This is a genomic window from Hymenobacter frigidus (assembly GCF_014640435.1).
Lineage (GTDB): Bacteria > Bacteroidota > Bacteroidia > Cytophagales > Hymenobacteraceae > Hymenobacter > Hymenobacter frigidus.
On the sequence record NZ_BMGY01000053.1, the window covers coordinates 1 to 24,842 of the forward strand.

25 protein-coding genes and 1 tRNA gene are annotated in these 24,842 nt (G+C 58.1%); 11 read left to right on the plus strand and 15 right to left on the minus strand.

Annotated elements, in window-relative coordinates:
- Window positions 1-168 precede the first annotated feature (168 nt).
- The 4 genes from IEW17_RS18250 to IEW17_RS18265 all read right to left on the minus strand — a co-directional run bounded on the left by IEW17_RS18250 (window position 169) and on the right by IEW17_RS18265 (window position 4,901).
- Window positions 169-1,371: a serine hydrolase gene (locus tag IEW17_RS18250; RefSeq protein ID WP_188563502.1), complete on the minus strand. Its 1,203-nt coding sequence runs from the start codon at window positions 1,369-1,371 to the stop codon at window positions 169-171.
- A 225-nt stretch (window positions 1,372-1,596) separates the two neighbouring features.
- The gene (locus tag IEW17_RS18255) at window positions 1,597-2,871 is read right to left on the minus strand and encodes a hypothetical protein (protein ID WP_188563503.1); all 1,275 of its coding nucleotides are present in this window, start codon (window positions 2,869-2,871) and stop codon (window positions 1,597-1,599) included.
- Window positions 2,872-2,949: 78 nt separating this feature from the next.
- On the minus strand, window positions 2,950-4,284 hold the full coding sequence (locus IEW17_RS18260; protein ID WP_229749120.1) for an APC family permease: 1,335 nt from the start codon (window positions 4,282-4,284) through the stop codon (window positions 2,950-2,952).
- An 83-nt stretch (window positions 4,285-4,367) separates the two neighbouring features.
- Window positions 4,368-4,901 (minus strand): DUF2480 family protein, encoded by a 534-nt coding sequence (locus IEW17_RS18265; RefSeq protein ID WP_188563504.1) that lies wholly within the window; start codon window positions 4,899-4,901, stop codon window positions 4,368-4,370.
- Between the two features lie 88 nt (window positions 4,902-4,989).
- On the opposite strand from IEW17_RS18265, the gene IEW17_RS18270 reads away from it, so the two are divergent.
- Window positions 4,990-5,160 carry a DUF8622 domain-containing protein gene (locus IEW17_RS18270; protein WP_188563505.1) on the plus strand — a complete coding sequence of 57 codons (171 nt, stop codon included), beginning with the start codon at window positions 4,990-4,992 and terminating at the stop codon, window positions 5,158-5,160.
- 5 nt (window positions 5,161-5,165) lie between these two features.
- Here IEW17_RS18270 and tsaB read toward each other — a convergent pair whose 3' ends face one another.
- From tsaB to rpmH, 5 genes are all read right to left on the minus strand, one after another.
- Window positions 5,166-5,855: a tRNA (adenosine(37)-N6)-threonylcarbamoyltransferase complex dimerization subunit type 1 TsaB gene (tsaB, locus tag IEW17_RS18275; protein WP_188563506.1), complete on the minus strand. Its 690-nt coding sequence runs from the start codon at window positions 5,853-5,855 to the stop codon at window positions 5,166-5,168.
- 9 nt (window positions 5,856-5,864) lie between these two features.
- Window positions 5,865-6,482, minus strand: a complete 618-nt coding sequence (locus IEW17_RS18280) for a hypothetical protein (protein WP_188563507.1) — start codon at window positions 6,480-6,482, stop codon at window positions 5,865-5,867.
- Window positions 6,483-6,542: 60 nt separating this feature from the next.
- On the minus strand, window positions 6,543-8,237 hold the full coding sequence (locus tag IEW17_RS18285) for a S41 family peptidase (protein WP_188563508.1): 1,695 nt from the start codon (window positions 8,235-8,237) through the stop codon (window positions 6,543-6,545).
- A gap of 25 nt (window positions 8,238-8,262) precedes the next feature.
- The gene (locus tag IEW17_RS18290) at window positions 8,263-8,709 is read right to left on the minus strand and encodes a ribonuclease P protein component (protein ID WP_188563509.1); all 447 of its coding nucleotides are present in this window, start codon (window positions 8,707-8,709) and stop codon (window positions 8,263-8,265) included.
- Window positions 8,710-8,867: 158 nt separating this feature from the next.
- Entirely contained in the window at window positions 8,868-9,026 is a 159-nt protein-coding gene (rpmH, locus tag IEW17_RS18295; protein WP_035563087.1) for a 50S ribosomal protein L34, read from the minus strand.
- A gap of 129 nt (window positions 9,027-9,155) precedes the next feature.
- Between rpmH and IEW17_RS18300 the strand changes: the two genes are divergently transcribed.
- Window positions 9,156-10,889: a M61 family metallopeptidase gene (locus IEW17_RS18300; protein WP_188563510.1), complete on the plus strand. Its 1,734-nt coding sequence runs from the start codon at window positions 9,156-9,158 to the stop codon at window positions 10,887-10,889.
- 74 nt (window positions 10,890-10,963) lie between these two features.
- On the opposite strand, the gene IEW17_RS18305 is transcribed toward IEW17_RS18300, so the two are convergent.
- The 3 genes from IEW17_RS18305 to IEW17_RS18315 form a co-directional block, all read right to left on the minus strand.
- Complete coding sequence (locus IEW17_RS18305; RefSeq protein WP_188563511.1) at window positions 10,964-11,212, minus strand: hypothetical protein; 249 nt, start codon at window positions 11,210-11,212, stop codon at window positions 10,964-10,966.
- 88 nt (window positions 11,213-11,300) lie between these two features.
- Entirely contained in the window at window positions 11,301-12,233 is a 933-nt protein-coding gene (locus tag IEW17_RS18310) for a PfkB family carbohydrate kinase (protein WP_188563512.1), read from the minus strand.
- An 89-nt stretch (window positions 12,234-12,322) separates the two neighbouring features.
- Window positions 12,323-12,396: transfer RNA gene (locus tag IEW17_RS18315), tRNA-His, on the minus strand.
- Between the two features lie 247 nt (window positions 12,397-12,643).
- Between IEW17_RS18315 and IEW17_RS18320 the strand changes: the two genes are divergently transcribed.
- A complete protein-coding gene (locus IEW17_RS18320) occupies window positions 12,644-14,053 on the plus strand; it encodes a DEAD/DEAH box helicase (RefSeq protein ID WP_188563513.1) in 1,410 nt (469 codons plus the stop codon).
- A gap of 69 nt (window positions 14,054-14,122) precedes the next feature.
- Here the strand turns inward: IEW17_RS18320 and IEW17_RS18325 are convergent, their stop codons facing one another.
- Window positions 14,123-14,572: a hypothetical protein gene (locus IEW17_RS18325; RefSeq protein WP_188563514.1), complete on the minus strand. Its 450-nt coding sequence runs from the start codon at window positions 14,570-14,572 to the stop codon at window positions 14,123-14,125.
- Between the two features lie 116 nt (window positions 14,573-14,688).
- Complete coding sequence (upp, locus tag IEW17_RS18330) at window positions 14,689-15,399, minus strand: uracil phosphoribosyltransferase (protein ID WP_308420636.1); 711 nt, start codon at window positions 15,397-15,399, stop codon at window positions 14,689-14,691.
- A gap of 427 nt (window positions 15,400-15,826) precedes the next feature.
- Here upp and IEW17_RS18335 point away from each other — a divergent pair, with 427 nt between their 5' ends.
- Window positions 15,827-17,701: a capsule assembly Wzi family protein gene (locus IEW17_RS18335; protein ID WP_229749121.1), complete on the plus strand. Its 1,875-nt coding sequence runs from the start codon at window positions 15,827-15,829 to the stop codon at window positions 17,699-17,701.
- Between the two features lie 10 nt (window positions 17,702-17,711).
- Here the strand turns inward: IEW17_RS18335 and IEW17_RS18340 are convergent, their stop codons facing one another.
- On the minus strand, window positions 17,712-18,161 hold the full coding sequence (locus tag IEW17_RS18340; RefSeq protein WP_188563515.1) for a QcrA and Rieske domain-containing protein: 450 nt from the start codon (window positions 18,159-18,161) through the stop codon (window positions 17,712-17,714).
- A 117-nt stretch (window positions 18,162-18,278) separates the two neighbouring features.
- On the opposite strand from IEW17_RS18340, the gene IEW17_RS18345 reads away from it, so the two are divergent.
- The 7 genes from IEW17_RS18345 (at window position 18,279) to IEW17_RS18375 (ending at window position 24,749) form a co-directional block, all read left to right on the plus strand.
- Window positions 18,279-20,117, plus strand: coding sequence for an ABC transporter ATP-binding protein (locus IEW17_RS18345; protein WP_188563516.1), 1,839 nt, complete (start codon window positions 18,279-18,281; stop codon window positions 20,115-20,117).
- Window positions 20,118-20,170: 53 nt separating this feature from the next.
- Window positions 20,171-20,416, plus strand: coding sequence for a hypothetical protein (locus IEW17_RS18350; protein WP_188563517.1), 246 nt, complete (start codon window positions 20,171-20,173; stop codon window positions 20,414-20,416).
- A gap of 76 nt (window positions 20,417-20,492) precedes the next feature.
- Window positions 20,493-20,966 carry a hypothetical protein gene (locus IEW17_RS18355; protein ID WP_188563518.1) on the plus strand — a complete coding sequence of 158 codons (474 nt, stop codon included), beginning with the start codon at window positions 20,493-20,495 and terminating at the stop codon, window positions 20,964-20,966.
- 68 nt (window positions 20,967-21,034) lie between these two features.
- Window positions 21,035-21,637: a D-sedoheptulose 7-phosphate isomerase gene (gene lpcA, locus IEW17_RS18360; protein ID WP_188563519.1), complete on the plus strand. Its 603-nt coding sequence runs from the start codon at window positions 21,035-21,037 to the stop codon at window positions 21,635-21,637.
- Between the two features lie 74 nt (window positions 21,638-21,711).
- Window positions 21,712-23,247: a YifB family Mg chelatase-like AAA ATPase gene (locus IEW17_RS18365; RefSeq protein ID WP_188563520.1), complete on the plus strand. Its 1,536-nt coding sequence runs from the start codon at window positions 21,712-21,714 to the stop codon at window positions 23,245-23,247.
- An 18-nt stretch (window positions 23,248-23,265) separates the two neighbouring features.
- Window positions 23,266-23,577 carry a nucleotidyltransferase family protein gene (locus IEW17_RS18370; protein WP_229749122.1) on the plus strand — a complete coding sequence of 104 codons (312 nt, stop codon included), beginning with the start codon at window positions 23,266-23,268 and terminating at the stop codon, window positions 23,575-23,577.
- 134 nt (window positions 23,578-23,711) lie between these two features.
- Window positions 23,712-24,749: a quinone-dependent dihydroorotate dehydrogenase gene (locus tag IEW17_RS18375; RefSeq protein ID WP_188563521.1), complete on the plus strand. Its 1,038-nt coding sequence runs from the start codon at window positions 23,712-23,714 to the stop codon at window positions 24,747-24,749.
- Window positions 24,750-24,842 lie beyond the last annotated feature (93 nt).

Genomic DNA, 24,842 nt, shown 5'->3' on the forward strand with positions numbered 1-24,842 from the left:
CGTGGTGCCCAGCTCCGTTCGATTTGGGAGTGCAAAAATACGGGAAAATGCTAGAGATGCAAGGGAACAGATGATAATAATCAATGTAACCAGATAGCTAGTGCCGACTGCCATGCTCCGGGCTCCTTGCTATCAGAACGTTGACGGGTGATTCAAGCGTGATTAATTTCAGCGAATTGGCTCTGGCCTGAACAATTCGGTCAGGTTGGGGCGGATGCGGCGGGGGCGCTGGACTTCGAATTGTTGGATTACACGGCCTAATTGGGCCAGGAAGGGCTGACCGATACTATCGTATTCGTACGCGCCGTCGTTGATGATGCCGTCTTGATTGACGTAGAGGACGGCGCTGAGCATGAATTCGGCATTGTGAAGGGAGTCGGCGGAGTAGGCGACATCGGCGAGGTACCCGTGCGACATGCCTACGATGTTGTAGATGCGAAGGGTGGATTGGTAGGCGAGGTCGGGGTTGCGGCCGTAGTAGAGGTACTTTTTGTAGGCGTCGAAGTAGCGGGCGGGGGCGTAGGGATGGAAGCCGGACTCGTGGGGGGTGGCGTGGAGGTAGCGGCGGAGGAAGACGTTATCGGGGGCGGTGAGGCGAAGGCGCTGAGTGGCGGGGACAGATTCGGGGAAGATGACGCTTTGTAAGAAGGCGGTGATGTCGGAAAGTGGGAGGTAGTTGGCGGTAGTGAAATCGTAGGGTTTGGGAATGACGCGGCCACCGACTTGGTGGGCGCGGCCTTTTAGGACGCGACCGAGGGGGCTGGTATAGGGGGTAGGGTTGAATTTGGCCGCTTCCTTATATAAGGTATCGCCTTGGCGGTTGTGGAAGCTGATGGGGTTAGTGTGGCGGTTGGCGGTGGTGTCGCAGGGAGCGAAGCGGCGGGTGATGCGAACGTTGGGATGGCCGAGTTGGGCGAGGCGGTTGTTGAGGGCTTGTTGGCCGAGGAATTCGTAGAGGCGGTTGTAGGCCGCGTTATCGCTAACCAGGAGCATGCGCTTGATGTAGTTGCCGACGGTAGCGGTGCGGTCGGAATCGGCGGGAGCGGCAAAGGGGACGGGGGTTTGGCAGCGGTAAGCGGTGCCGGTAGCCATGATGGTGCGGCGAGTCACACCGGGTTTATTCAGGTCATTCAGCTTTTCGAGGGAAAGAGCAGCCACGGGAAGTTTAACCAGGCTAGCGGGGTTGAAGTATTGCCTGGAATTGAGATGGTAGGTGTGCGGGGTGAAGGTGGGGCGGTTTCGGGCGTCGCGGTTGATTTGGGTGTAGATAATTTGAAGCTCGTATTTGGGGTTGGTGGCTACTCTGATTAATAGAGGAGTAGTGCGAAGGAGGGAATCCAGTAAGGGGGAATCGCCGGGAGTTAATCTCACTTCTTGATTCTCACCAAGCGTGGCTCCTCTCTCAGATGATGGGGGAACCAGACGGATTCCCCTAGCAGCTAAGGTGACGAAGGTTGTTACCGTTAATAACCAGGCCACTCCTATTATATAGTATAGTAAGGGAAATGATTTACGCGGCGTTTTCATAAGCTACTAGAAAGGCAAAGGGCCGTGATGTTGCCACCACGGCCCTTTGAGGCGGTTGTTCTTGGATGGCTAGTCGGCCAAAGGGACTAGGCGACGGGAAAGCAAGAGATTGGAGTCAGTTTGACGCCAGTTGTAGCCGGTGCCGAAGGGTAGCGCTTTGGGTTTACGTACGGTGTCGCGGTAGGCAGCGGTGAGCTCAGGCTGGTAGTGTTTGGCGAATAGGTTGATGGGGCGGCGGTAGGTACCGTAGTAGTTGAACTGCCAGGCACCTTTCTGGAAGTACTTCATGGCGATGCCGGAATCATCTTGCAGAATGTAACGGCTGCGGCGCAGCACCAGACGGCGGACCTGGTTGAAATAGGCTTTGTGCATGAGGTAAGACGCCGACTTCACGTAAGTGGTGAGGGGACCCAAGGTGCGCACAAACTGCAGGGGGGCACTTTTGGCGTTTAGCTTCCAGTCGCTGAGGTCGGCGGAGAAGTAATAGACGGTTTTGGGCTGGCCATCGGGGCCGCGTAGCTTCATTTCGACGCCGGGGACTGTTTTGGGGTCGGCGGCTTGCGTGGTATCGGTGAGGGTATCAACCAACTTGCCGGCAGCATCGAGCTGCACGGGGCGGATGGCGATGATTTGGTTGCCAGTACGGGCGGCAAAGAGCATCATGAGGGGCAGAGCCCCATCGAGCTCAACTGATTTCAGGTCGACGGCCATGTCGTTGGTGCGAAAGAAACTGAAGTTGAGCACCGACCAGAGCGAGGCTTTAACAGCGGGAAACAGTTTGGGATTTTCCAGTGAGGTGAGGGCGGGAACACTGCCAACGGGCTCCAGGCCCATCAGCACATACGTTTGGCTGGTGGGGAACATCGTGACGACGTTCAGGAAATCGGGGCCACTAAAGGGATAAAAGATGGTGGGGCTACTGCGGTGCACCGAATCGAGCTCGGTGCCGGCCCAGGCGGTCATGCGCGTGGTGTGGGTGGCGCGGTAGTTTGCCCAGCTTTTATCCTGGTCTTTGGCGAATGCCTGCCAGCCGGGCTGGGCGGCTAGCTGGGTGAGGTTGCTGTGCTGGCTGGGCTGCTGGCCACCGAGGAACAGGGCCACATCCTGGGCGTAGGCGGTATCGGGGGCGATGAGGCGGTTGGGACGCGGTACAGCTGTGGCAGTAGTGGTGGCCGTGTTAGGCAAAGCCGACTGGCTGGAATCGATGGCATCGGCAGTGGTAGCCATCGTCTCTTCTGCGGCCGAAGAAGCGTTGGTTTCAGTTTTGGTGCCCGACTCGGAACAGGCGGTGAGTAAGAGCAGGACGGCCGGCAGAAACCGGAGCGCAACGGTGCGAAAGAACATTATCTACTGAGGAGGGTGAAAAACAGGGGGCTTCAGCTAGCTTAGGCCCGGTAGTAAGCCGCAAGTTACGGGAGCGAGTTAGCGCGGGACGGCGGCTGGGGAGGCGGACAGACGCGTGGTGAGGAAATACACCAAAGCTCCTACCGCCAAGGTGGCTAGCCCATAAATGGACTCCATCGGCTTGTCGCGGAGGATGAAAGCAAGCGTCCAGCCACTCAGGCCCAAGAAAATAAGTGGTGTAATGGGGTAGCCCCAGGCGCGGTACGGGCGCGGCAAATCTGGCTGGCGGAAGCGAAGCACGAACAGGCCCAGCACTGTGAGGAAAGTAAACAGGTTCAAAACGAAGCCGGCATACACCAGAACTCCCTGAAAACTGGGTTTCAGGATAAACGCCAAGGTGATGACCGTTTGCAGCAGCAAGGCCCGCACCGGGATGCCGACGCGGCTTTTGGGCGCTAAAAAGCGCAAAGCGCGGATATCCTCCCCCATCGTTTGCACGATGCGAGGGCCGGCGAAAATCATCGAGCTGATGGTGGAAACCAGCAAGCCGGCGATGACGCCCCCCATCAACCGGCCGCCGATGGGGCCAAAAAGAGAGGTAGCCGCCACAAAACCGACTTCCAACTGGCCCTTCAAACCGGCTATCGGGGTGGAACGCAGGAATACGTAATTGAGTCCTATATATAATAGGAGTACAATGGCGGTGCCGGCCAGCAAAATGCGCGACAGGTTGCGCTTGGGATTTTCAATTTCGCCGGTAACGTACACCGCCGCGTTCCAGCCGGAGTAGGCGTAGCTCACATACACGAGACTCACGGCAAAGGCGGGGCTCAGCAACGCTTGCCAGTCAGCAGCAGCGGGCCGGAAACTAATGGGCTGCCCCTCCCCCACCACCATGCCAGCCCCGATAAACACCACCAGCACTACTACTTTCAGGGCCGTGATGATGACTTGCAGGCGGCTGCCGACACGGGTGCTGCTGCCGTGAACCAGCGTAAGGGCCAGTACCACTGCCACCGACAACCACTGCGGATGCAAGCCCGGCCACACGCTTTTGGCGTATTCGCCTAGGGCCAGCGCGGCCAAAGCGGTTGGGGCCGCAAAGCCCACCGTGGCTGACACCCAGCCCGACAAGAACCCCAGCGCGGGGTGATAAATCTGGCTCAGGTAATGATACTCACCCCCCGACCGGGGCATGGCCGCCGCCAGCTCGGCGTAGCTCACCGCCCCGCACAGGGCAATGAGGCCGCCCACCAACCACAGCATCAGCAGCGCGAAACCGCTCTGGATGCCCATCACCTGAAAACCGAGACTGGTAAAAACACCCGTGCCCACCATGTTGGCAATGACAATGGCGGCGCCGGTGAGGAAGGTGATTTTGTAGGGGGAATTGGGGGGAACTATTGACTTCACAAGCGCAAAGATGCAAAAACCTGTTGCAGGCGCGTGGGATAGGTCATACCATGCACCTCTGGCAGACAGTTGTGCCGCCTTCTCTATTCGGCCGTAGCAGTAGCGACTGCTTTCGACTTTTTGTAGAGCGGCACGGTGCTGCAGGGCTCGCCGTACATCACGCTACTGGCCACGGGCAACAGCTTTTGCATGATGGCCACGTAGGCAAAAGTGGGCACAGGCACGTTGCCGCAGCCTTTCACCACTACTTTGGCTTCGCGGTATTCTTCGGTATCAATGGCGGCGATGGCTTCCTGAAACAGGCCTTGCTCCAAGGCTTGCAAATCGCCGAACACGTAGCGGTGGGCGTGATTCTGGAGCTTGGTGGCGAGCAGCATGTAGGCCCAGGTGGGCACAATGGCATCGGCGGAGCAAATAATGGCCACGTTCTTACCGTCGTACTGCGTCCAGTCGTTGGTTTTTATGAACTCGCGGAAGTCCTTTTCTCGCAGAATGAGGCCGTGGAAAAGGTTATCCTTGATATCGTACACCACCCGCTCGCCGGGGTGCAGCAGTTCTTCCAGGTTGAGGGTAACGAGGCCGCTGTTAGCGACGCGGTTGACGAAGAGGGGTTCCATAGCCGTAAGAAGTTATCGGGCGAACGAATTAAAAAATAAGACTCCAGAGGGAGCAACAGTAACAGCAATCAACAACAAGCCAGCAACCATGAAAACCAAACTTTGCGCGCATTGCCAGACGGAGGCCACCACGCTGTACCGAATACAAACCCCAGCGGAGGGCAAGGGCTGGATTTTTGTTTGCGAAAGCTGCTGCATCAAGGCGAAAGCCCGACCCAGCTACCGCTACGGCGGCACCTGGCAGGGCTACCGACACTAGCACGCTCAGGTCCGGGGGGTAGTAGTGTACACTTCCTTTAGATAAAACGGTTCGTAATACGCCACGTCCTGAAACTCCTGCCGGTGATACGCGGCCACGGCCAACTGCCCTACCGCTACTGCCGACGGCTCGATGCCAGCCAGAAAACCCGCGTGCACGTGTTCCCCCAGCAGCGCCTGAAACTTTGCCGCGCCGTTGCCAAAGAATAACACGGAGTGCTGAGCTAATTGTTCGGCCAGCGTGTCGGCGTCGAGCAAGAGCGGCGTGGGCGCGAGCACCTCTTGCCCCTCATGGGTGTAGATGGCGGCGTACACTTCCATGCGCCGGGCATCCAGCATCGGGCAATACAAGTGGTTTTCAGACCAAGTGGTACCGACTACCACCTGAGCCGCCAAGGACTTGAGGGTGCTCACGGCTACCAGCGGAATATCCAGTGCGAAGCACAAGCCCTTGGCAGCGGCTGCCCCAATGCGCAGGCCGGTGTAGGAACCGGGTCCGTCGCTCACGGCCACGGCGGCCAGGTCGGCCAACTGATGGCCCGTATTGACGAGCAACTGCTCAATTAAAATGGTGAGGTGCGTGGAGTGCGACTTGTCAAGCCGCAGTTCGGACTGGCCGACCAAGGAGCCGTCGGCAATGCGGTGCAGGGCTACCGAGCAGACGGGGGAAGAGGTTTCGAGGGAGAGGAGGAGCATTATTAATTGTTAGGCGCTATAATTCGGATTGCGGCTGATGTAATCCTCTATCACATCCTCCAACAAATAGTCTTCCTCATCCTCCGAGAAGTTGTCAATGTATTCTGCCAATTCATCCTTGGAAAACACTGGACTAATTAGAACTTCATGGATGTGGTCAGCTAAGAGCTGCTGCAAAATTGATTTGTAATTGCCGGTGAGAACAAAATCTACTTTCCCCGGCCCCTCATCACAATTCCGAAACTCATAACGAGTGACACTTCTGGCTTCTAGCGAAGTATGAAACCACTCATCGGCATGCTGATTATGGTTCCAAGAAGTTGTATGAGCCCGGAATTTCCAAAGAAACCCGTTCTTAAAATCATCAATTTCAACCAACCCTTCCGAAAAACTGGGTATTCCCCAAGCTTCCCGGTTAGCATTGAAATTCTCTGCATCCTGATTCCGAATAAAAGCAGCTCTGCTTTTTGAAGCTTCAGTTTCTAAAGCTTCTAACCGCTGCGCAAGCTCCAACCGTAATTCATTGGATTTGCCAACATTTTCTAGTTCTTCTGGTGAATCGACAACAGCCGTCAGAATACTCGGCAGCTTGACAAGCTCTTCAATTAACATTTCTCTATTACTCATAGGAGATAAAAAAAGCAGGCACCTTTCAGCACCTGCTTTTCTAATTAACGCAGTTCAAAACTACTTCGTCCCCGCCGACTTCCTTGCGCTGGCCGCCTGGCCCGACGGCTTCAGTAGCGCGGCATAGCGGTTCGGGTCGTTCAGGACGGCCACGGCGGCGATGATGTTGGGGTCGTCGTCGAAGCCAGCTTCGGTGCGGCCTTTCTCAAAGAAGTAGCGCGACACGATTTCCTGCTCCAGCAACTCCTTGATTTCGGGCTTGAAGCGTTGCAGGTCGTTCGCCTTGTTCATCGTGATTTTTTTGCGGACGCCTTCGAGCTCCAGCTTCACGTCGTCGTAATGCTTTTCCTCCTTCACCTTCTTACTGAGCTCGGTGAGGGCTTTTTCGGCATCGGTGCTGTAGCTGATGTTTTTGCCTTGCAGGTAGGCCACAAACTTCTGGTAGTCCGCATCCGAGAGCTTGAACAGGCGGGCCGACACGATGGTGGGATGCTCGGAGCGGTAGCGGGTGGCGTAGTCGAAGAGGTAGCTTTTCTGGAGTAGGATGCGGGTGACGTCCGCAATTTCGCGGTCATTCACTTCAATATCGGGGGCCACGCCGCCGCCATCGTACACGGTACGGCCCGCGGTGGTTTTGAAAGCCGTGCGCAGCGAATCGGGGAATTTGCCCAGCGAGCCATCGTCGCTCCGGTGGGCGTAGTCGATTTCCTGGATGCAGCGGCCGCTCGGAATGTAGTATTTGGCGGTGGTCACCTTCAGTTGCGAGTTGTAGCTCAGCGGGCGGGTAGCTTGCACAAGGCCCTTGCCGAAGGTACGCTCACCCACTACCACGGCGCGGTCGTAGTCCTGTAGCACGCCCGACACGATTTCCGAAGCCGACGCCGAGCGGTTGCTCGTGATAATGGCCACCGGAATCTGGGTGTCGAGCGGCACATCGAGCGCCTTGTAGGTCTTGTTCCACTCCGTCACCTTACCCTTGGTGCTCACCACGTCGAGGCCTTTATCGATGAACAGGTTGGAGATGTTCACGGCCTCGTTCAGCAGGCCGCCGGGGTTATCACGGATATCGAACACGATTTTCTTCGCGCCCTGCTCCTTGAGCTTGGTGACGGCGGCGCGCACTTCCTTGCCCGCATCCACGGTGAAGCCGCCCAGCTGGAAGTAGCCCACATCCGTGGAAATCATGCCGGTATAGGGCACGTTTTCCACCTGAATTTTATCACGGGTGATGTTGATTTCGACCGGCTTGTCCTGGCCATAGCGCGTCACCATGAGCTTCACCATCGAATTGGCTTGGCCTTTGAGCAGCTTGCTGATGTCGGCGTTGCTCTTTTTATCAACGATAACACCGTTGATGTCGAGGATTTCGTCGCCGGGCAACAAGCCGGCCTTTTGCGCCGGGTAGCCTTCGTAAGCGCTTTGCACCACGGTTTTGCCGTTGCGCTTCACCACCGAGGCCCCAATGCCGCCGTACTGCCCGGTGGTCATGGTGCGGAAGTCCTCAATATCGTCCTCCGGAATGTAGTTGGTGTAGGGGTCGAGCGAACGCAGCATGGCTTCAATGCCGGTTTTCACCAGCTTGGCCGGCGTTATCTCGTCGACGTAATAGGTATTGACTTCCTTAAAGAGCGTGGCGAAAATATCCAGGTTCTTGGCGATTTCGAAGTACCGCTCATTGTCAGAAGCGGCACGAAACGATACCAGGCCTAGCGTGCCCAGGGCCAGCGTAGCAAGTACTTTTTTACGAATAGTCATAAATAACGAGTAGCAAGAAACGAACCTACACGGCGGGCGGTGAAGCAGATGCTTCGGCCGAGGTGCCCAACAAACGATGGAAAGCGGAAATTAATTTTTTTTCCACCAACGTCAGCGGACTTTTTTCCTTCCCCGTGAAGATAATACCTAGCAGAGCGATTGAGTGCCCGTTAGGTTGCTCGGTTAGCCGATATTTATTGAGCCGGTACGCCTCGCGGATGAGCCGCTTGAGCCGGTTGCGGTCCACTGCCCGCTTGAAGGTGCGCTTGCTCACGCTGATGAGGACCTGGGGCGGTGCGGTGGTTGGAGCCGAAGCTGGAATCCAGACGATGCGCAGGGGGTAAACGCCAAAAGAGGAACCCTGCTTGCCAAAAAGCTCTTCGATGAGCTTCTTGCGGCACAGGTGTTCCTCTTTCGGGAAGGTGTATTTTCTGGCTGCTAGTGGAGCGCTAGTAGCGGTTGGCTCGTTCACGTTGCTTACCTATTTGACCGCTGCCGAAACAGCAAAACACTATTCTGGAAATTCCTAAAATAGCGAAGCCGCATTGCAGCGACAGAAATAATACTGTCTCAACAATGCGGCAATCTGTTAGCCAACAGCCAAAATCTCTTGGCTAACGGCTAATGATGCTAGCGCTTGTGCTTGCCTTCGTCGGATACGGTGAGGCGCTTGCGGCCTTTGGCACGACGACGGGCCAGTACGTTACGGCCGTTAGCGGATTCCATGCGGAGACGGAAACCGTGCTTGTTAACGCGCTTGCGCTTCGAAGGTTGATAGGTGCGTTTCATCTTATGTGTAGTTTCAAGTTGGGCCGGCAAAGGTACGGGCTTTGTCTGGAAAAGGCAAGGCCCTCCTGCACTTTTACGTTTGGGTCGGGAGCGGGCAGTAGCTTTAGTCCCGTTTAACCCGTTTTAGCGATGATTCACTACCACATTTCCTACGAAAACCCGCTCACTTTTTACCTCCAAATCCAGCTTACGCTGGACGTTGCTGCCGATGCTGCCGCGCCCCTGGAGCTGCAATTGCCGGCTTGGCGGCCCGGCCGCTATGAGCTGCAAAACTTCGCCCAGAAGTTACAGAAAGTAGTGGTGGAAGACGCTGCCACCAACCAGCCCCTGCCCTACCGCAAGCTCACCAAGGACCGGTGGGAAGTGCCCAACGCCGCCGGCCGCACCGTGCGGGTGCGCTACAACTTCTACGCCCACCAGATGGATGCGGGCGGCTCCTGGCTCGACGAGACGCAGCTGTACCTAAATCCCGTGCAGGCGCTGATGTACGCGGAGGGCCGTCAGTTGGAAGCCTGTGAACTGACATTGGCCCTACCCGAGGGCTGGCAAATAGCCTGCGGCCTGCCCCAAACCGCGCCGAATACGCTTTCCGCGCAGGATTTCGACCACTTGGTGGATTCGCCGCTCATCGCCAGCCCCACGCTGGTGCATCAGGAATACGAGGCTGGCGGGCTGCCTTTCCACGTGTGGGTGCAGGGCGAAGCACCGCTGGACTGGCCGCGCCTGCTGGCGGATTTCAAGGCGTTTTCGGAGGAGCAGTTGACGCTTTTTGGTGGGTTGCCGGTGGCCGATTACCACTTCCTAAACCAGTTTCTGCCCTACAAGCACTACCATGGCGTGGAGCACAACAACTCCACGGTGATTACGCTGGGGCCAGCCGAGCTGATTATGAGCGAGGGCCTGTACAAGGAATTGCTCGGCGTGAGCTGCCACGAGCTGTTTCATACCTGGAACATCAAGAGTATCCGGCCCGCCGAGATGCAGCCCTACGACTACAGCCGCGAAAACTACTTCCGCACCTGCTTCATCGCCGAAGGCATTACCACTTACTATGGCGAATACCTGCTGGCCCGCAGCCACGTGCACACGCCGGAGCAGTATTTCGAGGAGCTGAATGCCGTGCTACGCAAACATTTTGACGATGCCGGCAGCGAAAACCTCTCGCTGGCCGACGCCAGCATGGACCTCTGGCTGGATGGCTACAAGCCCGGCGTACCCGACCGCAAGGTATCGGTATACCACAAGGGCGCGCTGGCAGCCCTGATTCTGGATTTGACGCTGCGGCAGCTCTCCGGCCACGCACGCAGCCTCGATGATGTGATGCGGCGGCTGTATGAGGAGTTTGGCAAAACCGGCATCGGCTACACCGAAGCCGACTATATCCGCATTGTGAACGAAGTAGTCGGGCGCGATATGCACGCCTACTTCGACAAATTCATCTACGGCGTAGCCCCGCTGACGGAGTCGCTGGCCAAAGTGCTGCACACCGTGGGCTGCCAGCTGCTAGTGGGCGAAAACGCCTCCGCATCGGAGGGCATATTTGGTTTCCGCACGGTGGTGAAGAACGAGCGGACGGAGGTAACCGCTATTTGGCCCGGTTCGCCAGCCGCGGTGGCCCTGACCGTCGACGACGAGATAGTGGCCGTGAACGGCCGGCGCGTGGACATGAACCTGCAAAGCCTGCTCAGCGGCAGCGCCGCACAGTACGAGGTAAGTGTGTTCCGCCAAAACCGGCTGCTCACTGTGATGCTAACGGCAATGCCGGGCGCGGGCTTCGGGCAGCGGTACATAATAGACAAGCTGGAAACGGCCGATACGGCGCAGCAGCAAGGGTTTCAGCAATGGCTGGGCTGGGAGTTCTAGCCTGCCATCGAACCTAAAGAGCCCCGTTGGAGATTCCAACGGGGCTCTTTCAGTACGTAGCGGAAGCTATATAATTAGTGCTTGGAGTCGCCGCCTTTGCCCACTTTGCCTTTGTCGACGGACATGGGGCGGTTGCCTTGCGGGTTGCTGCGGATATTATTCACCCCATGTCCGGCGCTATTGCCATCGGTGGTGTTGCCGTGAGCCGATACATCAGTCGTGTTCGGGCTCTGCACCTGAGTGCTTTTCTTTTTGGTATTGGCCGCTGGGTTAACGGACGTTTTTTCGTTCTGAAGGTCGGTGTTTTTCTTAGCGTGTCCCATGGCGTTAGAAGATTAAAGTGAATGATAGGAAGTTGTACCCATCTGCCACTAAAAGGTTGCCCACCTTAGGCCCCAGCTAATGCCTGAATTACGCCGGAACGACCACCGCGGGCATCACCTTCACCAGTTCGGCAAACTGTGCTTCGCGGGCTTCCACTTCTTCGGCCGAAAGGTTAAGCAACCGCTCGGTGCCGAACTTCTCAACGCAGAACGAGGCCATGGCCGAGCCGTGAATCACGGCGCGCTTCATGTTTTCGAAACTGATGTCGTCGGTGGCCGCCAAGTGGCCAATAAAGCCACCCGCGAAGGTGTCGCCGGCACCGGTTGGGTCAAATACTTCTTCCAGCGGCAGCGCCGGAGCAAAGAAAATCTTGCTCTTATGGAAGAGCAGCGCGCCGTGCTCGCCCTTCTTAATGATAAGGAATTTTGGACCCATGCCCATGATTTTCTTGGCCGCCTTTACCAGCGAATACTCACCGCTGAGCTGGCGGGCTTCTTCGTCGTTGATGCTGAGCACGTCCACCATCTCGATGGTCGCGATGAGCTCTTCCAAGGCAATGTCCATCCAGAAGTTCATCGTGTCCATCACAATCAGCTTGGGCCGGTTCACGAGGCGCTGAATGACGAGGCGCTGCACCTGCGGAGCCAGGTTACCCAGCATCAGATACTTACAATCCTGATAAGCATCGGGGATAATTGGGTCGAAATCGCCCAGTACGTTGAGCTCGGTGGTGATGGTTTCGCGCGAGTTGAGGTCCTGCGAATATTTACCCGACCAGAAAAACGACTTTTCGCCCTCCTTAATTTGCAGCCCTTCCACGTCCACGCCGTGCTCTTCGAGCAGCAGAATATCGGCCTGCGGGAAGTCGTCGCCCACCACGGCCACCAGTTTCACCGGCTTCAGCGAGTAAGAGGCCGAGAGGCTGATGTAGGTGGCGGCGCCACCGATGATTTTGTCGGTTTTGCCGAAAGGCGTTTCCAGGGCGTCGAAGGCGACGCTACCGATAACGAGCAGGCTCATTGCGGGATATTTTGGTGAGGTAATGGGGGAGTAACAGATTGCAAGCAACAAAAAAGTCCCCGGAAAATTCTCCGGGGACTTTTTTTGTGGGTAAATAATGGGGCTCGAACCCACGACCTCCGGAATCACAATCCGGCGCTCTAACCAGCTGAGCTATATCTACCAGGTTGGTTTTGGTTGTGCAAAGATAGAAAGGGAAGTGGGATTGGGCAAAAAAACTTCGGGCAGACTGCTATTTGGTTGATTTTTGATAAAACCAGAACGTCATGCTGAACGCAGTCGAAGCATCTCTTCTACGTAACTAATTCAGTCACTTTGCCCGAGCAATAGCGATGCTTCGACTACGCTCAGCATGACAGCATTTTTGAATAGTTTAAAGCTACCCGACGCAAAAACCCGACCTTTGCAAAATGGAACCCATTATCACCCCATCGTTCAACGATTTCAAGCTTAACAAACAACTCCTTACGGCTGTGGCCGATGCCGGCTTCACCGTGCCCACGCCAGTACAACAGCAAACTATCCCGCTGCTGCTCGCCGGGCACGACGTGCTGGGCATCGCCCAGACCGGCACCGGCAAAACGGCCGCCTTCGGCCTGCCGCTGCTCATGAAAGTGAAATATGCCCAGGGCATGCACCCGCGGGCCCTTATCCTGGCTCCTACCCGGGAGCTGGCCATACAGATTGAGACGCATTTGAAGGCGCTGGCCGTAAATACCGACCTGCGCATTTTTGCCATTTACGGTGGCCTGGGGCCAAAAACCCAGATTGAAATCATTGCCCAGGGCCTCGATGTGCTGGTAGCCACGCCGGGCCGGCTCATGGAAATTTACCTGAAGGGCGACCTGCGGCTGAATGACATCAAAAATCTGGTACTCGACGAAGCCGACAAGATGATGGACATGGGCTTTATGCCCCAGATTCGGCGTATTCTGGAAATCATCCCGCGCAAGCGGCAGAACGCGCTGTTCTCGGCCACCATGCCCGACCGGGTGACGGTGCTGAGCGAAGAATTCCTGGAATTTCCGGTGCGCGTAGAGGTGAGCCCGGCGAATAAAACGGCCTCTACGGTATCGCAGGTGCTGTACCAGGCGCCCAACCTGCTCACCAAAATCAACCTGCTGCACTTCCTGCTGCACCGCGATATTGACACCATGACGCGGGTGCTGCTCTTCTGCCGCACCAAGGAGCACGCCGACCAGGTGGCGCACTTCCTGGAGCGCAAGGCTCCGGCCGGCGAGGTGCGCGTGATTCACGGCAACAAGGGCCAAAATGCCCGCATGAACAGCATGGAGTCTTTCCGGGCCGGCGAAGTGCGCTACATGGTGGCAACGGACGTGGCCGCCCGCGGCATCGACGTGCCGCAGGTGACGCACGTTATCAACTTTGACGTACCCCTGATTCACGACGACTACGTGCACCGCATCGGGCGCACGGGCCGGGCACTGCACATTGGCGCGGCCATCACCTTTGCCAACGAGGCGGAGATGGTGCACGTTGGGGAAATTGAAACCCTCATCAATCAGAAGATTGAGCTGCTGCCGCTGCCCGAAGAAGTGGTGGTGGAAGAAACGCCTTTCGAAGAGCAGCAGAAGATGGGCCGCGAGCTCGACGAGCGCCGCAAGAAGCTGGACCCCACCTTTCAGGGCGCTTTCCACGAGAAAAAGGAGTGGATTAAGCCCGGCGTAACCATTGATAAGCGCACCGGCAAACCCTTCGCCGAAGGCAAGAAAAAGAGCTCCAAAGGCTCTAAAGCCAACGTGGGCAAGAAAGGCGGCTCAGCCCCCGGCGTGAAGGCCCTGAAGCGGCGCGGACGATAAGTCAGCTGAGAGTTAAAAGTTAAAACCCTGTTCAGCTCAGTGCCGGACAGGGTTTTAACTTTTAACTGGCTACTTGTGGTGTATCAGGTGCCCGAAGTGCATACTAACGAACGTGAGCGTTACGCCCCAGAAAAGCGCGCTCCAGAGCATGTGCAGCATGATGCGCTGCTGCGGCACGCCCAGCAGCGTGGCGATGACCGTGCCGCCGATGGGTGATAGCAGAATAGGCGTGAGAAAGGCGATGCCGCCCATCCCAAACTTGCGAAACACCTTGATAATGTTGCGCGAGCGTTTGGTAAAAATTGGCTCGCGGCGCAGGCGGCGCTGCTTTTGGCGGTGCTGCATCCAGGCGCGGCCCACTCCCGAGAAGATGAACACGCTGGTCATCATACCGCCCACGGTGAGAGCCAGGGTAGTCCAGAAATGCAGCCCCATGGAAGCACCGGCCAACGGGCCGCCCAAAAACTTGACCGTGCTCAACAGGAACACGGACGCGTATTTGAGGGCGGGATGGAGCACAACGGGGTGGAAAAGCAGGCGGTGGAGGAGTCAGCAGAAACGCGGGGTGGGCGCTCCGCAAAGATACCCCGTTTGGCGGGGTAGGGTTCCATCTGCCGGGACCCGCAAATGGGGTACTACAGCTTGCTGCCGTAGGAGAGGTCGCCGGCGTCGCCCAGGCCGGGCACGATGTAGGCGTGCTCGTTCAGTTTTTCATCGATGGCCGCGACCCACAGGTTGGCCTCGGGAATCTCGCGGGCCACGTAGGCCAGGCCTTCGGGCGAGGCGATGACGGCGGCAATGTGGACCTGGCGGGGCGTGCCGAAGCGCAGCATGGCCCGATACGTTTGCACCAGGCTTTTGCCGGAGGCCAGCATGGGGTCGACCAAAATCAGTACCCGCTCATCGAGGCTGGGAGCCGAGAGGTAATCGACCTGCACCTGCACCTGGGCCGTGCCCTCGATGCGATAGGCGGCCACGAAGGCGCTGGGCGACTGGTCAAAATAATTCAGGAAACCCTGGTGAAAAGGCAGCCCGGCGCGCAGTACGGTGGCCAGAATGGGAAAGTCATGCAGAAGCTTGCCGGTGGTTTCGGCAAGCGGCGTATGAATGACTTTATCGGTGTAGCTGAGGTGCGAGCTGATGCGGTAGGCGATGATTTCGCCCAGGCGCTGCAGGTTGCGCCGGAAGCGCAAGCTGTCTTTCTGCACCTCTTTGTCGCGCAGCTCGGCCAGGAAATGGTTGGCGATGCTGGGCTCGGCGCATACCACGTGGACGTGGGCCAGGGCATCGGACATGGCAGCAGCCGCAGCAGCCGCAGCAGCAGCGGAGATAGGTGGGGTGGCCATGCAAAAGGGGGAATGGGATTGGTGCCGGGCAACAGGCCCGGCTGGTGCCCCGAAGTTGGCACAAAAACCGGTGGCAGGCAAGCTATGCGGCGCGAATTCGGCTTGGCCCAACGCGGCTTGGCCGCGATTTAGACCGTTCAGCCACGCCGGGTGTTCGAATGCTGCAACTTATCCCCGCCAACGGCTTGCTGCGTAGGTTTGTTAAGAAATTGCCATTCTTAGAAGCGGTTTGAGTTAAGAAAACGGTCATGCTGAGCTTGTCGAAGCATCTCTACCGCTTCGTTGCACCGGCTCAAGCGAAGCGGTAGAGATGCTTCGACAAGCTCAGCATGACCGTTTCAAAATGATTCTAGCTAACTCAGACAGCTTCTTAGCGTTTACTCAGTCCGGCTATTCCGCGTTTTTTATGGCTGCCTATCGCGTTTTTATGAATAAAATTCTGCCCCTGTCCTCCTTACTACTGCTGGCAGGCCCGCTGGCAGCCCAAACGGCACCCACGCCCGCCGCCCCGGCCACGGCGGGACAATCGCCGTGGCTGGTGTTCGACCAGCCGCTGGACAGCGTGCTGACCGCGCCCGCTGAAGCCCCCAAAACGACGCAGGGTGCTACCTATGTGCCCTACGACCCCGACACGTACCGCCTGATTGACCGCTACGCCATCAAGTTTGGGCCCGATGCCCTGCGTGACCCACACACCAGCGTGCGGCCCTACACCCGCGCCGGCGTGGCCCACCTCGGCGAGCGCATGCTGTCGTCCGACAGTGCCCGGGCCTACACGGGCAGCCTTTCCCGCGCCGACCGTTTCAACGCCCAATACCTGCTGAAGGACAATTGGGCCAATTCGGCTAAGGGCGAACAACTGAACCAAAGCGCCCGGCCCTTTCTGAATTACTTCTACCGCGACCAGACCGACTTATACCACGTCAATATCAAGGACTTTACGCTGCGCGTGAACCCAGTGCTGCTGCTGCAAGCGGGCAAAGACAGCAAAACCAGCGACGGCCTGCGCTACGTGAATACGCGCGGGGTGCAAGTGGAAGGCACTATTGACGAGCGGCTGGGCTTCTACACATTTCTGGCCGACAACCAGCAGGCCGTGCCGCAGTACGTGCAGGACCGGATTCAGCGCGACCAGATAGTGCCGCACGAGGGCTACTGGAAGTATTTCAAGACGGTGGGCGGCAGTCAGTACGACTTCTTCACGGCGCGCGGCGGCATCACCTACGCGGCCGGCAAGCACGTGAACCTGCAGCTGGCGCACGACCGAAACTTTATCGGCAACGGCTACCGCTCGCTCATTCTTTCGGACTACAGCGCGCCGTATTTCTTCCTGAAGGTGAATACCCGCATCTGGAAATTCAACTACCAGAACCTGTTTGCCGAGCTCACGGCCCAAAAGGAAAACGCGGACCAGGTGTACCCCAAAAAGTACATGGCCATGCACCACCTCAGCTTCGATGTGACGCCAAATTTCAACATCGGCGTGTTTGAAAGTGCCATTATAGGCAGTGGCGGCGTGGATTCGGTCATTTCCAACCGAAAAATCACCGTTCAGCAACGACGGCGTTTCGAGCTGCAATACCTGAATCCGGTCATTTTCTACCGGGCAATCGAGCAGAACGTGGGTTCGGCCGATAATGCCCTTCTTGGCCTCGATTTCAAATGGAATATCCTGCACACCGCGCAAGTGTACGGGCAGCTGGTGCTGGATGAGTTCAAAATCAGCGAGGTGCGGGCGGGCAACGGCTGGTGGGCCAACAAACAGGCGTTCCAGCTGGGCGGCAAGTACATCGACGTAGCTGGCCTGCGCAACCTCGACTTGCAGGTTGAATTCAACTATATCCGGCCCTTCACCTATCAGCACGAGGACATTTACACCAACTACCAACACTACCAGCAGCCCCTGGCCCACCCCATGGGAGCCAACGTGGCCGAGATTCTGGGCGTGCTCAGCTACCAACCCCTGCCCCGCCTGATGCTGGTGGGCAAGGCCTTCTACTCGGAGCAGGGCCGCGACGCGACTGCCCAGGACGTAGCGGGCCAGAACAACGGCGGCAACGTACTCAAATCGTACAATACCCGCGTGAGTGAGTACGGCAACCGCGTGGGCCAAGGCAACAAAAGCCGCTTGCTGCACGGCGACTTCACGGCCACTTACCAGCCCCGCCTCAACCTGTTTCTGGACGCCAAACTCATTGCCCGGCAGCAGACCTATTCGCTCACGCCGGCCCTTGATGGCAGCGAACTGTACGCCTCCCTGGCCCTGCGCTGGAACATCGCCCAGCGGCTACACGAGTTTTAAGCCCTACCAACTATGCCTTTATGCGCAGCACGTTACCGGTCTGTACTATGGAGTAGGACTGCAGCGCCGCCGAGGCTGGCCCCATGCTAACGCCGCCATTGAGGTTGAACACCGAACCGTGGGTGGGGCACTGAAACTGGCTGCTGCCGGGCTGAAACTGCACCAGCGTACCTTGGTGGGTGCAGGCGGCCGACAGCGCCACGTAGCCGCCCGCGGTAGTTTTGGCCACTATTACCCGGCCGGAGGCGCCGTACACGTAGCCGAAGGCCGGGTCGTTCAGACGAGCGTTGGCGGGGTCCGTCACGTCCAGCGTGAAATCAATGGGCCCCGGACTCGTGCCCGGGCCGCTGCTGGGGCCCGGCTTGGCATCATCGGACTTGCCCGCGCAGCTGCCTAGGCAACCAGTAAGCAACATGGCGGCACCAAAGCCGAACAGATGGAGAAATTCGTCGCGTTTCATAAGGACAAAACAGTAATGGGTAACAGCGTGTCGGCGCTTGCTGACCCAATCGGCCAAACGCCGCCGGGGGTTGCTTGGCGGAGACTAAAGAACGGGGCGCGTATTTTTGTTATTCGCATGAAAACCTACCTCCGCATTTTGCAGTACGCCCGGCCCTGGGCGCTATTCCTACCTCAATACCTGCTGTACACGGTGCTGACCATCATTTTCAGCATCGCCAACTTCACGCTCATCATTCCGCTGTTGAGCATTTTGTTCGATAAGACGGACAAGGTGCAGGCCCCCGACCATTTATCGGCCTTCAGCCCCACCATAACTTGGATAAGAGACACGTTTTACTACTTCTTTAGCCAAGTGCTGGAGGCGCGGGGCAAACTGGGTGCGCTGGCCTTCGCCTGCGGTGTGGTGGTAGTATCGGTGCTGCTGAGCAACGTGTTTCGCTACCTGAGTCTGCGGCTGCTGGCCAAGGTGCGGGCGCGGGTAATTCGCAACCTGCGGCGCGATTTGTACCACCGCATTATCAGCTTGCAGCTGGGCTTTTTCTCGGGCGAGCGCAAGGGCGATTTGATGTCGCGCTTCACTTCTGACGTGCAGGAAGTGGAGACTTCGGTGGTGAATACGATGACGGCCGTTATCAAGGAGCCGCTCACCATTGTGGCGTATTTCCTGGTGCTGTTTCACATGTCGGTGCCACTCACGCTGTTTACGCTGGTACTGCTGCCGATTTCGGGCGGCATCATTGCCACCATCGCCAAACGACTGCGCACCCAAGCCAAGCAGAGTCAGAAAACGTTGGGCACGATGTTGTCCGTGATTGATGAGACGCTGGGCGGCATCCGGGTTATTAAGGCGTTTAATGCGCAGGAGTACATCAAGGGAAAGTTTGAGGAGCAGAACGACCAGTATGCCCGCACTTCGCGCACCATCGATAACACCCGCGATTTAGCTTCGCCGTTCTCCGAATTCGCAGGCGTGACGGTGGTGGCAGGCCTGCTCTATTTCGGCGGCTCGCTGATTCTGGGCGGGCAGTCGGACTTGAATGGCGAGACGTTTATCGGCTACGTGATTCTGTTTTCGCAGGTGCTCACGCCAGCCAAGGCGCTGTCGAGCTCGTTCGGCAATATCCAGCGCGGGCTGGTGGCCGGCGAGCGGGTCCTGAGCATTATCGATACCGAGCCGGTCATTCGCGACCGGCCCGATGCCACGGTCCTGCCCACGTTTGAGCGCGAAATCGAGTTTCACAACCTGAGCTTCAGCTACGGCGACACGCCCGTGCTCCACGACGTGAACCTGACCATCAAAAAAGGCAGCACCGTGGCGCTGGTGGGCAGCAGCGGCGGCGGCAAAAGTACCTTGGCCGACCTGCTGCCTCGTTTTTACGACCCCAGCGGCGGCCAGATTCTCATCGATGGCCACGACCTGCGCGGCTGCACCCTGCACTCGGTGCGCGACCAAATGGGCATCGTGACCCAGGAAAGCATCTTGTTCAACGACACGATTTTCAACAACATCCGCTTCAATACCGCCGCCTCCGAGGCCGAGGTGATGGAAGCTGCCCGCATTGCCAACGCCCACGAGTTTATCGTGGCTAGCCCCGAAGGCTACCAGACCGTGATTGGCGACCGGGGCTCGCGCCTTTCGGGCGGCCAGCGGCAGCGGTTGAGCATTGCCCGCGCCATTCTGCGCAACCCACCCATTCTCATTCTCGACGAAGCCACTTCGGCCCTCGACACCGAGAGCGAAAAGCTGGTGCAGGAAGCCCTGCAACGACTCATGCAAAACCGGACTTCGCTCGTTATTGCCCATCGCCTGAGCACCGTGCAGCACGCCGATGAAATCGTGGTGTTGCAGCACGGCCGCATCGTGGAGCGCGGCACGCACGACGAGTTAGTGCGCCGCGAAAACGGAGTGTACCAGCGCCTTAGCTCGATGCAAACCAACGCCGCGCTGGTGTAGTTGTCGCGTTGGGCCGTGCCGTCAGCCACTTTTTTTACTATTGCTTTGAATTTATGCTTCGCAAAAACCCCTTTCGCATCTTTCTGTACCTGGTCGGCATTATTGTCGTGGCGAAGCTGTGCTACAACCTGGGCTATCGAATAGCCACCCGAAAGCTGGGAGCCGCTACGGAGGCACCGCGGCCAAAAACCAGGGCCAACCGGGAAGCCTCCGGCCTCCGGGGCCTGACCATCGACCCCGCCGACTCGACCGAAGCGGCCCGAACGGCCACCCCACTCCCCGATAGCTCGTCAAAATAAACCCTACTTTGCGGCTGCTTTCCCAAGTCTGCCGACGTTGGCGGCAGCCGTTATTTTCACTTTACTTCTCCCCATCATGCTCGCCCTCAAACGCTTTGTCACCGTCGTTGTAATGGTTTACCTGTTGCTGGCGCTACTGTTCGTGCTTGCGCCGGCGGTGCGCTCCACAGTCACGGGCATGGGTTCGGGCCTGTCGGTGCTGGAGCAGGAGCGGCAGTTTTTCTACGTCCTGTTCGTAATTGGAGCCGCGATTCTGGCCCTGCACCTGCTCACCGAAAACCTCGACAGCGTGCTGTTGCGCCGCACCGTAACCCAGAACGAGGGCAAAATCAACGAGCTCAAAGCCAAGCTCTACGACACCCAGCAACGTCCCGGTACGCCCGCAATGTCCGGAGCCCGCACCATCGATGGCCGGGTAACGGAGCCCGCTATTCCCAGCACCCGGCCCGTGACGAACATCCCCGCCGATGACCTGCCCCGGCCCACTTTCCCGCAAAGCGACCCCAGCCTGCCCAACACCCCGCCCGCCGAGCGGCCCCCACTGGCGTAGGCACCACCTGTTGTCCTGGTCTGGCGTACGCCAACCAAGATGACAATAGTTTACCACTGCCGAATCTGATGCCGCTTGCCGTGAACGACACCACCCTACTCCCCGACCTAATTCGTGCTGAGCTAACCGAAGCCCGCGCCGTGCTCGACCGGTTTCTGACCGACCCGGCCCACGTAGCCAGCATCGCCGCCGCCGCCGAATTGATTGCTGCCAGCTTGAAAAAAGGCGGCAAGGTCCTTACCTGCGGCAACGGCGGCAGCCTCTGCGACGCCCAACATTTTGCCGAAGAGCTCTCCGGCCGCTACCGCCAGAACCGCCGCGCTTTGGCCGCCATTGCCCTCACCGAAGCCTCGCACATGACCTGCGTGGCCAACGACTTCGGCTTCGAATTCGTGTTCAGTCGCTTCGTAGAAGCCATTGGTCGGCCCGGCGATGTGCTGCTGGCCATCAGCACCAGCGGCAACTCACCCAACATCCTGCGAGCCGCCGAAGCCGCCCGGGAACTGGGCATGCAGGTCGTGTCGCTCACCGGCAAAGACGGCGGGCAATTGGCCGGAGTCAGCGACGTGGAAATCCGGGCTCCGCATTCCGGTTACGCCGACAGGATTCAGGAAATTCACATCAAGGCGATTCACATTATGATTATGCTGATTGAGAAGCTGGTGCTGTGATTTTTAGCCCACTCAGGAACTAGCAGTTACCTTCAACACCCTTTTTCTACTACCTGACCTCCCAATCCGCTGCCATGCTCACCAAAACCTTCGGCTCGGCCGTGCAGGGCGTCAACGCCTACACCATCATCATCGAAGTGGTGGTTTCGGCCGGGACTGGTTTCAACGTGGTGGGCCTGCCGGATAATGCCATTAAGGAAAGCCAGCAGCGGATTGAGGCGGCGCTGAAGTTCCGGGGCTACCGCATGCCGCGCACCAAAGTGGTAGTGAACATGGCCCCGGCCGATATCCGCAAAGAGGGCGCGGCCTACGACTTGCCCATTGCGCTGGGCATTCTGCACGCCTCGCAACAGCTGATGACCGAGCGGCTGTCGGAGTACGTCATAATGGGTGAAATGTCGCTCGATGGCGAGCTGCGGCCGATAAAAGGCGTACTGCCCATTGCCATTCAGGCCCGCAAGGAAGGCTTCAAAGGCATTATTCTGCCCAAGGAAAACGCGGAAGAAGCAGCCATCGTGAACAACCTTGATGTAATTGCCGTGGGCAGCATGCAGGAGGCAATCGACTTTTTTGAAGGCCGGCTGGAAATCACGCCCACGAAAGTGGATACCCGCGACCTGTTTCAGCATTCGGTGAATAAGTACACGGCCGACTTCGCCGACGTGCAGGGCCAGGAAAACATCAAGCGGGCGCTGGAAATAGCGGCCGCCGGTGGCCATAACGTGATTATGATTGGGCCGCCCGGCGCGGGCAAAACCATGCTGGCCAAGCGCCTGCCCAGCATTCTGCCGCCGCTCAGCATGCAGGAAGCGCTGGAAACCACCAAAATTCACTCCGTGGCCGGGAAGCTGGCGGGCGGCGGGTTGCTGAGCAGCCGGCCCTTCCGCGCCCCGCACCACACCATTTCGGATGTAGCGTTGGTGGGTGGCGGCAGCAACCCGCAGCCCGGCGAAATCTCACTGGCCCACAACGGCGTGCTGTTTCTGGATGAATTACCAGAGTTCAAGCGCACGGTGCTGGAGGTGATGCGCCAGCCGCTGGAGGAACGACGCGTGACCATTGCGCGGGCCAAGCTCAGCATCGAGTTTCCGGCCAATTTCATGCTCATCGCCAGCATGAACCCGTGCCCGTGCGGCTACTACAACCACCCCGAAAAGGAGTGCGTGTGCGGCCCCGGCGTGGTGCAGAAGTACCTCAACAAGGTTTCCGGTCCGTTACTCGACCGCATTGATTTGCACGTCGAAGTCACGCCTGTCACCTTCGACCAGATGACGGAAACGCGCAAGGCCGAAACCAGCGCCGAGATTCAGCCCCGCGTAGATAAGGCCCGTCAGGTACAGGAAGCACGATTTAAGGACTACGCCGATATCCATTCCAACGCCATGATGCCGCCGCAGATGGTGAAGGACCTCTGCCAAATCAGCGAAGCCGGCCGGACGCTGCTGAAAACCGCCATGGAGCGACTGGGACTCAGCGCCCGCGCCTACGACCGGATTCTGAAAGTGGCCCGCACCATTGCCGACTTGGCCGGCAGTGAAGAAATTGAGATTCAACACTTGGCCGAAGCCATTCAGTACCGCAGCCTCGATAGGGAGGGCTGGGCCGGATAAATTTCCGTACTTTGTGATGTGGCACAACTACCGCTTTCGCTCGATTATATCCGGCAGGTACTGGCCGAATACTTCGCTGATAAGCCGGTACGACGCGTGAAGGTGTTCGGCTCCTACGCGCGGGGCGAGGCCACGGCAGAGTCGGACCTGGATTTGCTGCTGGAAATGGAACAGCGGGTAGGCTGGGATTTTTTCGACTATTCGCGAGACCTGGGACAAAGGTTAGGCATCAAAGTCGATGTTGGCACCGTCGTTTCCGACTACATGATGCGGTACATTAAAAAGGATTTGACCACGCTCTATGAAACCGAACAAAGGAAGGCCGCATGACCCGGAGCGGGTATTGCACATGCTGCAAGCGGCACGCCATATTGGGCAGTTTCTACAAGGAAAAACCTTTAATGACCTTATTTCCGACTTACTGCTGCAATCGGGCGTAGAGCAGCAGTTTGGTCCTGATGCCAATGTATAACACTCTCGTCAAACCCCTCCTGTTCAACCTCGACGCTGAACGCGCCCACCACCTGGTTTTTGATAATCTGCGCCGGGCGGCGCGGGTGCCCGGCACCCGGGCGCTGCTGCGGGCGCTCTACGATTACCAACATCCTGGCCTGGAGCACGAGGTTTTTGGGTTGAAATTCCCGAATCCGGTGGGCCTGGCGGCGGGGTTCGATAAGAACGCGGCCCTCACCGATGAGCTGGCCACGCTGGGCTTTGGCTTCGTGGAGATTGGGACGGTGACGCCCCGGCCGCAACCCGGCAACCCCACCCCGCGCTTGTTCCGGCTGCCGCAGGACGAGGCACTGGTCAACCGCATGGGCTTCAACAACGACGGGGCGGCCGTAGTGGCAGCGCGCCTGGCCCGGCGGCGCAACCGGCAACTCATCATTGGCGGCAATATTGGCAAGAACAAGGACACACCCAACGAGCGCGCCGCCGATGATTACGTGGCCTGCTTTGACGCCCTGGCCGAGGTAGTCGATTACTTCGTGGTGAACGTGAGCTCGCCCAACACGCCCAACCTGCGTCAGCTTCAGGAGAAAGAGCCGCTCATCAAGCTACTCCAGCAGGTACAAGAGCGCAACCTCAGCCGCGCCACGCCACGCCCGCTACTGCTGAAAATCGCCCCCGACCTCACCGATTCGCAGCTCGACGACATCCTGGAAATAGCCCGGGAAACGAAACTAAGTGGCCTTGTGGCTACCAATACTACCATCAGCCGGGCCGGCCTGAGCACCGACACCAGCTACGTGGCTAGCCTGGGCGCGGGCGGCCTCAGCGGACGGCCGTTGCGGGCGCGAGCCACCGAGGTTATCCGCTATCTGCACCAGAAATCCGACGGTGCGTTGCCCATCATCGGCTCAGGCGGCATCCACTCGGCGGCTGATGCGCAGGAAAAGCTGGCCGCCGGAGCCTCGCTCATCCAGCTCTACACCGGCTTTATTTACGAAGGGCCGAGCCTTGTGAAGAGAATCAACCAGCAGCTGGTGGCAAGCCGCTAAGAAGCTGTTTGAGTTTGCTAAAATCATTCTAAGTAGTCACGCAAAAGTAACGGTGTACTTTTGGCCGACCTCCATTAAGACGTGTTCGATGCG

Coding starts and splice junctions, on each gene's coding strand:
- IEW17_RS18285 (WP_188563508.1), bottom strand. CDS start 8,237: ATGACTATTCGTAAAAAAGTACTTGCTACGCTGGCCCTGGGCACGCTA.
- IEW17_RS18365 (WP_188563520.1), top strand. CDS start 21,712: ATGCTCACCAAAACCTTCGGCTCGGCCGTGCAGGGCGTCAACGCCTAC.
- upp (WP_308420636.1), bottom strand. CDS start 15,399: ATGGCCACCCCACCTATCTCCGCTGCTGCTGCGGCTGCTGCGGCTGCT.
- rpmH (WP_035563087.1), bottom strand. CDS start 9,026: ATGAAACGCACCTATCAACCTTCGAAGCGCAAGCGCGTTAACAAGCAC.
- IEW17_RS18375 (WP_188563521.1), top strand. CDS start 23,712: ATGTATAACACTCTCGTCAAACCCCTCCTGTTCAACCTCGACGCTGAA.
- IEW17_RS18265 (WP_188563504.1), bottom strand. CDS start 4,901: ATGGAACCCCTCTTCGTCAACCGCGTCGCTAACAGCGGCCTCGTTACC.
- IEW17_RS18340 (WP_188563515.1), bottom strand. CDS start 18,161: ATGAAACGCGACGAATTTCTCCATCTGTTCGGCTTTGGTGCCGCCATG.
- IEW17_RS18320 (WP_188563513.1), top strand. CDS start 12,644: ATGGAACCCATTATCACCCCATCGTTCAACGATTTCAAGCTTAACAAA.
- IEW17_RS18335 (WP_229749121.1), top strand. CDS start 15,827: ATGAATAAAATTCTGCCCCTGTCCTCCTTACTACTGCTGGCAGGCCCG.
- IEW17_RS18310 (WP_188563512.1), bottom strand. CDS start 12,233: ATGAGCCTGCTCGTTATCGGTAGCGTCGCCTTCGACGCCCTGGAAACG.
- IEW17_RS18270 (WP_188563505.1), top strand. CDS start 4,990: ATGAAAACCAAACTTTGCGCGCATTGCCAGACGGAGGCCACCACGCTG.
- IEW17_RS18300 (WP_188563510.1), top strand. CDS start 9,156: ATGATTCACTACCACATTTCCTACGAAAACCCGCTCACTTTTTACCTC.
- tsaB (WP_188563506.1), bottom strand. CDS start 5,855: ATGCTCCTCCTCTCCCTCGAAACCTCTTCCCCCGTCTGCTCGGTAGCC.
- IEW17_RS18255 (WP_188563503.1), bottom strand. CDS start 2,871: ATGTTCTTTCGCACCGTTGCGCTCCGGTTTCTGCCGGCCGTCCTGCTC.
- IEW17_RS18345 (WP_188563516.1), top strand. CDS start 18,279: ATGAAAACCTACCTCCGCATTTTGCAGTACGCCCGGCCCTGGGCGCTA.
- IEW17_RS18305 (WP_188563511.1), bottom strand. CDS start 11,212: ATGGGACACGCTAAGAAAAACACCGACCTTCAGAACGAAAAAACGTCC.
- IEW17_RS18355 (WP_188563518.1), top strand. CDS start 20,493: ATGCTCGCCCTCAAACGCTTTGTCACCGTCGTTGTAATGGTTTACCTG.
- IEW17_RS18280 (WP_188563507.1), bottom strand. CDS start 6,482: ATGAGTAATAGAGAAATGTTAATTGAAGAGCTTGTCAAGCTGCCGAGT.
- IEW17_RS18350 (WP_188563517.1), top strand. CDS start 20,171: ATGCTTCGCAAAAACCCCTTTCGCATCTTTCTGTACCTGGTCGGCATT.
- lpcA (WP_188563519.1), top strand. CDS start 21,035: ATGCCGCTTGCCGTGAACGACACCACCCTACTCCCCGACCTAATTCGT.